Below are 7,513 nucleotides of genomic sequence, written 5' to 3'. Positions count from 1 at the left end.
TTAGCCCTTTTGTGAAAAGCTCTTTATTGGTAGACTCCGTTTGATAATCTACAATGTCAAAATAATCTAAAAGACCTGCTGGAAAGAATAAGGATAATATGGACTTGTGCAGAAGAGACAAATATATTCAATTTTATGCAAGTAAAGATATGATGAAATTAAAGCAGACCCAACTTTTGTCACTGACCCATTCTAATCTTTTCTTTAAGGTTGAAAAAATAAACTCTACCCATAACCGATCATGAAAATATGGTGAGAAAGCTAAATAAAAAAAGGCTTGAATAATTTCAAACCTTTAATTTCTTTGTGAGGCATAAAACTGTCATGCCTAATTCTATAAGCTAATAAAAAACACCTACAGGTTGTGGCACCATACTTGGCTTAATTGTTCTCGATACATCATTACTATCATCTGTACCATCAACTATGATAATTGAATACTTTTGGAAATTATTTATAGAGTTAACTAGAAAATGAATGAGCCGTTATAAACTGAGGGCAAGTCGAAAGCCTACGTAGTAATTCTTGCTGGTCTGATAATAGGAACTACGATGAGCAACTCGACAGCGGTAAGGAACATAATACCAACTGCCGCCTCTAAAAATACGGTAAAAGCCCGTTGAAGGGCCTTGTGGATTATCAGTTGGACTACTACTATAATATGTGCTTCCATACCAATCGTTACACCACTCATAAACGTTACCACTCATATCGTAAATTCCTAATTCGTTGGCTTGTTTCCCCCCCCACTGCGTGTGGTTTATTTCCAGAATTATCATCAGACCAAGCCACATCACCAATAGTGTTACTACCTGCGTAGATAGTTGAGTTTGCCAAAACCCCTCCTCGTGCAGCAAATTCCCATTCGGCCTCGGTTGGTAATCTGTATTCTAATCCAGTCTGTTCGTTTAGTTTTGTGATAAATGTTTGAACATCGTCCCAACTTACTCGATCTACAGGTAAAATATCTCCTTTCAAATGTGAAGGATTACTCCCCATTACTTTTTTCCATTGTTCTTGAGTTACTTCATACTTTCCTATTTCGAAAGAGCTTATAGTTACCGAGTGAATCGGTTCTTCATCAGAATAACCATCATTACTTCCCATTTCGAATGTTCCTCCTTCTACACTTACCATTTCAATATCTTTATAAACTGTTGTGGCAAATTCTATTTCTTCACCATAACCAGTACCCAGGTCATTGGTAGCATAAGCACGAACAAAATACTTTGTATCTGTTGTTAAATCCGTTAGAGTACTAGCAAATTCACCAACTTCATTTGTTTCTCTAGTTATCCCGGTCTTTACTTCTAAAGTCACACTGGTTGATGTATGCCAAACAACTCCCTTTCCTGTGATTTGGTATTCACCATCACTGGTTAAATTACCAGTACAAATAGCGGTCGTATTCGTTATTTCAGAAACTTCCGATGTAGAAACTACTGGTTTGCTATAGTTTCCATTTTCTTCTTTTGAACAACTAAATATCATTAGTTGTGTCAGAAGTAATAGAATTAAGTTTTTTAGTTTCATTGTTTCAATTTTTTTCCAAGTTGTCTTTTCAATTGAAATAAGCACTAACGATCTTACTATCCTTCTTGATCTCCCGATAGCTATCCTTTAAGTTTGCATAACCAAGGTTACTGATTTTGTATTTTAGTAATGATCAACCAGTCAGCAGAACTTAACTAGCGAAAGCTTATGGAATGTAATCTAAGTCCCGAATTAGACTTCTGCGGATATGGCTTAAGATACCATATAGAATTATAGGTAAAACCTAATAAGTGTGTTAGTACAATAGGCTGTTGGTTAAATCCACAAAACAATGTATTAAAGATATGAAAAAGACAGTTGTTATGGGAATCTATTTTTCTAAAGAGACACTGGATATTAATTGTTTTTTTAAGATTGGCAACTTAAAAGGTAGTTACTATCAGCAATTTATTAACTCCGAGAATGGATGTCTCGAAATGATTAATTAGGTAAAACGCCATATTAATAATGGTTTATTCGTGGCGAATATATGGGTATATATTCCAATGACAGCTGCAATGGTTTTTTAATGATACTACTGGTCATGAATATGACAAAAATTATTACTTACGTAACAGCGGAGTCGCAGCATAAAGTAAATTTCAACCCAAAATGCTTGGAATAACCATAAAATTGCGGATTAAAGCTGTTACCATATCAAACCTCTAAAGAAGCACGCAAATTCTGTAAATTTAAGACTCACTAAACCTAAAATTGGAGAAAGTCTTTACCTAAACAGTGAAGATGTACCTAATCAAAATTGGTGATTAAATTAATCCATCAATAACAGATTGATTTTAAGGACAGAAAAATCATAACATAAATCAAAAAAAAATTATTATTTTAGTTCTATGAAAGGACTCTCTACTCTAAGATCAAACATTCTCGAATCATTATATAAGGGCACACCCGAGACCGTTTTACTAAATAAAATTGTTAAAGATGCCCAGGAATATTCTCCTGATTCAATCTGTGCGATACTCTGCGTTGACGAAGAAGGGAAGCACTTATTAAATGGGGCTGCTCCCAATCTTCCAGACTTTTATAATAAGGCAGTAAATGGACTACTAATAGGGTTTGGAATTGGATCTTGCGGAACTGCAGCCTATACCGGTGAAAGAGTCATTGTAGAGGATATCAGCACACATCCCTATTGGGAGAGGGCAAAGGAACTTGCTCAAAAAGCCAATTTAGCCTCATGCTGGTCTCAACCCATAAAAGATCCATCTGGAAAAATATTAGGTACATTTGCAATCTATCATCAATACATTCATACCCCCAGTATTTCTGATCTTAATTTAATCACAGATCTAGCAAATCTAACTGCAATTGTTATCGATCGCTGTAGAATGATCAGCCGATTAGAGGACAGTGAGAAAAAATTCAAAACATTAGCAAATGCCAGCTATGAAGCCGTTTACATTCTTGAAAAACATAGAATTATAGAGGTTAATCAGAGAGCTGAAGAAATGACAGGTTATTCAGAATTCGAATTGTGTAATATGTCAATTTACGATTTTATTCCTGAAGAAAACTGGGATAGACAGTACAATGGCAAATCTAAATATCAGTTTGAGACTATTGCTGTAAAAAGAGATGGTGCCAAGATAAATATTATTGTAAATGTTAAGAATTCTATTTTTAATAATAAAACTGTTTCACTACTCTCTATAAATGATATTACAAGTTTAAAACAAACAGAAACTGAATTAAAAATCTTATCTCAATCTGTTATTCAAAGTCCTGTATCAGTAGTTGTAACTGACTATGATGGTAAGATTGAATTTGTAAATCCTAAATTTATTAAATTAACGGGCTATTCCCTAAACGATGTAAAAGGTGAAAATCCGAGGATCTTAGATTCTGGGAACAATTCTCGGGATACTTACCAAAATTTATGGGAAACGATTAAATCAGGCCATGAATGGAGAGGTGAATTACAAAATAAAAAAAAGAATGGTGAATTATTTTGGGAATTTGCCAGTATTTCGGCCTTAAAAAATAGCCAAGGAGAGATTACTCACTTTATCGCTGTTAAAGAAGATATTACCGAACAAAAACGCCATCAAACAATTCAACAAATTATCCTCAATATATCTAATGCTGTTTTTACACATAACACATTATTTGAATTTATTGAATACATACGTCTTGAACTTGGAAAGTTGATTAACACAACCAACTTTTTTGTTGCCCTATATGATGACATAACTGAAACCTTCCATTTGCCTTATCACAATGATGAGTTTGATTCTGTTGAATACTTCCCTAAAGCGAAAACCATTTCTGGCTGGGTCATTGATCATAAAACAGCTCTGTTAGCCAATCGTCAGAAATTGAGCGAAATGGTATCTAAAGGTGAATTGGTACTACAAGGTGCACCTTCTAAAATTTGGCTAGGGACGCCTTTAAAAGGAGCAGAAAAGACCATAGGCGTATTAGTTATTCAAAGCTACGAAGATGAAAGTGTGGTTACAGAGAAGGATAAGGAAGTACTTGAATTGATTTCACATCAAATTAGTATTTCTATCCAGAAAAAAAGAAACGAAGACGATTTACGTGAAGCCTTATATCAAGCAAAGGAATCCGATCGATTAAAATCGTCTTTCTTAGCGACTATGTCGCATGAATTACGTACGCCCTTAAATGCAGTTCTTGGATTCTCTAATTTGATAGACCTTGATACACCAATTGAAACTGCTGTTGATTTCTGTAAAATCATCAATCAGAGTGGTTTCCAACTTCTAGGAATTGTAGAAGATCTATTTGATATTTCTTCAATCGAATCTGGTAACATAAAAATTAAATGTAACAATTACCCTCTTGCAACTATTCTATACGAAATTGAAGATCTAATTAAGGCTGAGCAATATGCCTTGAACAAAACCCATCTTGAATTAAAACTAATTCTCCCTACTGATGCGTCCATGTATATGATCAATACAGACCCTAAGCGCTTTGAGCAGATTTTTTTAAATCTCTTAAAAAATGCATTAAAGTTTACCGAAGAAGGGCATGTCGAATTTGGTTTTAACAAAGAAGATAATATTTCAGATAAGTATATCCGGTTTTTTGTAAAAGATACTGGAATTGGTATATCAGGTGAAGTCAAAAAAAATATCTTTGACCTGTTTCGACAAGCTGATGAGAGTAACACTCGAGAATATGAAGGTATAGGTATTGGATTATCTATTTCTAAAAAATTGGTAGAATTACTTGGTGGCAAAATATCTTTGGAATCAAAACAGAACGAAGGTTCAACTTTTTACTTTACACATCCAAACTATCAAATAGAACAAAATACTTCTACGCTTAATTTAATAACAGATTAATCTTCTTAAATATGGAAATTATTCAATGGAGTGAAAAGATTAGTGTTAACAATACCATAATTGATCGTCAACACAAAAAATTGATCGAACTAATTAATGAATTATCTAAACACTCAAATGAAAGAGCAAATTCAAAAGTGATTAATGAAACTCTTTCTGAGCTATTAAAGTATACATTACTTCATTTTAATGATGAAGAAGAGTTTATGAAAAGAGCGAACTACCCTAAACTCAATGAGCATAAAAAAAAGCATAAGGAATTTTCACTCAAAATTGCTCTGTTTTGCACTGATGTACAGAAAAATAAGGCTACTGTCACCCAAGAATTATTGCAATTCCTTGTTGATTGGCTAGTACAGCATACAAGCGTAGACGATCAAGATTACAAAAATCACATTTGATATTTCCAAAGTCACAGCTCATAAATTTCAGCATATATAATGAAAAAACCTTGCGTGAATTAGTATTAACACAAGGTTTTTTTCATTTTATTAAAATAGATACAAGCTTATTTCTCCTGTAACATTTTCAATAACATTTCAGCCACAAGAGCCGATGATGCAGGATTTTGTCCCGTAATCAAATTGCCATCCTGAACAGCATAAGCCTCCCAAGTTTTTCCACGACTGTATAAGGCACCATTTTCTTTTAGCATATCTTCCACCAAGAAAGGCACTACCTTAGTCAGTTGAACAGCTTCCTCTTCCTCGTTTGAAAATCCAGTCACTTTTTTCCCTTTCACTAGAAATTCTCCTTTAGCATTCTTCACATGTCGTAAAGCTGCTGGTGCATGACAGACAAAAGCGATTGGTTTATTGGCTGCATAAAAATCTTGAATCAATTTTGCTGATGTGGCATCTTCTGCTAAATCCCAAAGGGGACCATGCCCACCAGGATAAAAGACAGCATCATAGTCTTCAAAATTAATATCGGCAAGCGCAATTGTTTCATTGATCATTTTCTGAACAGCCTCATCTTTATTAAAACGCTCGGTATCTTCCGTTGCATTCTGAGGCAAATCTGAAGTTGGATCGATAGGTGCTGCACCACCCTTTGGGGTCGCTATAGTAATTTGTACACCTGCATCTGCCAGTGCGTAATATGGGTTAGCGAATTCTTCAACCCAAAAGCCTGTTTTATGTCCGGTTTCCCCCATCTGAGAGTGAGAGGTCAGTACGAATAAGATATTTATAACTCCTGTTTTAATTAACATGGTATTTGTATTTAATGGTTTATAATTAATAATAAGTTCTTAGTAAGCAAATTAGGCATTAATATGTCATTTCAACAATCTTTGCCACATCTGTTGGATTTAAACTACCTCTCTCTCCAATACCAAGCCAACCTCGTTCGGTGAATCGCTTAGAAATAACTTCAGCTGTACCTTCAAAGTCTTTTGTATATGAAGATAGTTTGGTTTTAATTCCCAAGGTATGGAAAAAGGCTTCAGTAGCATCAATCCCTGCTAAAGCTTTCTCTTCAATATTACCTTCGGTGATATTAAAAATTCGTTCAGCATATTGTGCCAACTTTTCTTTTTTAGTTGCCATATTGTACTTGTAATGGCTAGGTGCAATAACAGCAAGGGTACGAGCATGATCGATACCGAAAAGAGCGGTTAATTCATGTCCCATGGCATGAACTGCCCAGTCAGAAGGAACACCCTGCGAGATTAAGCCATTAAGGGCCATGGTACAGCTCCACATAAAATTGGATGCTGCCTTATAATCGCTTGGATCCTTCATTATCTTTGGTGAAACCTCAATAAGTGTTTGCAGAATACTTTCAGCAAATCGATCTTGCAATAGAGCATCGGTCGGATAAGTTAAATATTGCTCCAAAACATGAGTAAAGGCATCGGCCAAACCATTGGCTATTTGTCTCTCTGGAATCGACTTAATTACCTGAGGGTCGAGAATCGAAAACTGGGGAAACAAAGCAGGGCCACTCATGGCTAGCTTTTCTTTTGTCTCTTTGCGAGTCACTACAGCTCCAGAGTTCATTTCCGATCCCGTTGCAGGCAAAGTCAATACAGATGCAAAAGGCATAGCTTTCAACACAGGCTTTCTACTTGTTAGAATATTCCAAGGGGATTTTCCATCGTAAAGGGCTGCAGCCGAAAGAAATTTAGTCCCGTCAATAACCGATCCGCCACCTACAGCTAAAAGGAAAGTAATCTCATTCGATTGTATGAATTCCAAAGCATTCATCAATACAGAATACTCCGGGTTTGGAGGTATTCCACCGAACTCCATGACATCAAATTCAGCCAGAGCTATTTTTACTTGATCATAAATGCCATTGCTTTTAATACTCCCTCCTCCATAAAGAATTAAAACCTTTTCCTTTGCAGGAATCTCTTTTGCCAGTTCGGCAATCTTGTTTTGACCAAAAATGATTTTGGTTGGGTTTTTATATTCGAAATGATTCATTTTTTTTACAATTAGTGATTAACAATTGATAATGATATAGCTTAGATTTTTACAATCATTTTGCCTTTGTTTTTCCCTTCAAATAAATCAATAAAAGCTTGAGGCGTATTCTCAAATCCCTCCGCGATTGTTTCTGTAGAAATAAGCTTGCCTTCCATTAGCCATTGAGCCAACTGAGGAATAGCTTCAGCATATTTATCTTGATAGTTGGATACA

The 7,513-nt window shown here is 35.2% G+C and carries 6 protein-coding genes; 2 read left to right on the top strand and 4 right to left on the bottom strand.

Features of this window, described 5'->3' with window-relative positions; all coding sequences use genetic code 11:
* Positions 1 to 485 precede the first annotated feature (485 nt).
* Positions 486 to 710 (bottom strand): formylglycine-generating enzyme family protein, encoded by a 225-nt coding sequence (locus ABY905_RS11820; RefSeq protein ID WP_372644092.1) that lies wholly within the window; start codon positions 708 to 710, stop codon positions 486 to 488.
* Positions 700 to 1,533 carry a formylglycine-generating enzyme family protein gene (locus ABY905_RS11815; protein ID WP_372644089.1) on the bottom strand — a complete coding sequence of 278 codons (834 nt, stop codon included), beginning with the start codon at positions 1,531 to 1,533 and terminating at the stop codon, positions 700 to 702. The genes ABY905_RS11820 and ABY905_RS11815 overlap by 11 nt, the downstream gene beginning before the upstream one ends.
* 851 nt (positions 1,534 to 2,384) lie before the next feature.
* On the opposite strand from ABY905_RS11815, the gene ABY905_RS11810 reads away from it, so the two are divergent.
* Both ABY905_RS11810 and ABY905_RS11805 read left to right on the top strand, forming a co-directional pair.
* Positions 2,385 to 4,865, top strand: coding sequence for a PAS domain S-box protein (locus ABY905_RS11810; RefSeq protein ID WP_372644086.1), 2,481 nt, complete (start codon positions 2,385 to 2,387; stop codon positions 4,863 to 4,865).
* Positions 4,866 to 4,876: 11 nt separating this feature from the next.
* Positions 4,877 to 5,266 carry a bacteriohemerythrin gene (locus ABY905_RS11805; protein ID WP_372644083.1) on the top strand — a complete coding sequence of 130 codons (390 nt, stop codon included), beginning with the start codon at positions 4,877 to 4,879 and terminating at the stop codon, positions 5,264 to 5,266.
* 107 nt (positions 5,267 to 5,373) lie between these two features.
* Here ABY905_RS11805 and ABY905_RS11800 read toward each other — a convergent pair whose 3' ends face one another.
* A complete protein-coding gene (locus ABY905_RS11800; RefSeq protein WP_372644080.1) occupies positions 5,374 to 6,078 on the bottom strand; it encodes a type 1 glutamine amidotransferase domain-containing protein in 705 nt (234 codons plus the stop codon).
* A 58-nt stretch (positions 6,079 to 6,136) separates the two neighbouring features.
* Positions 6,137 to 7,297 (bottom strand): iron-containing alcohol dehydrogenase, encoded by a 1,161-nt coding sequence (locus tag ABY905_RS11795; RefSeq protein WP_372644077.1) that lies wholly within the window; start codon positions 7,295 to 7,297, stop codon positions 6,137 to 6,139.
* Positions 7,298 to 7,513 lie beyond the last annotated feature (216 nt).

The organism is Ancylomarina sp. (assembly GCF_041555295.1).
GTDB lineage: Bacteria > Bacteroidota > Bacteroidia > Bacteroidales > Marinifilaceae > Ancylomarina.
The sequence above is the reverse complement of the archived record's forward strand: the minus strand, read 5'-3'. Positions and strand labels throughout refer to the sequence as shown.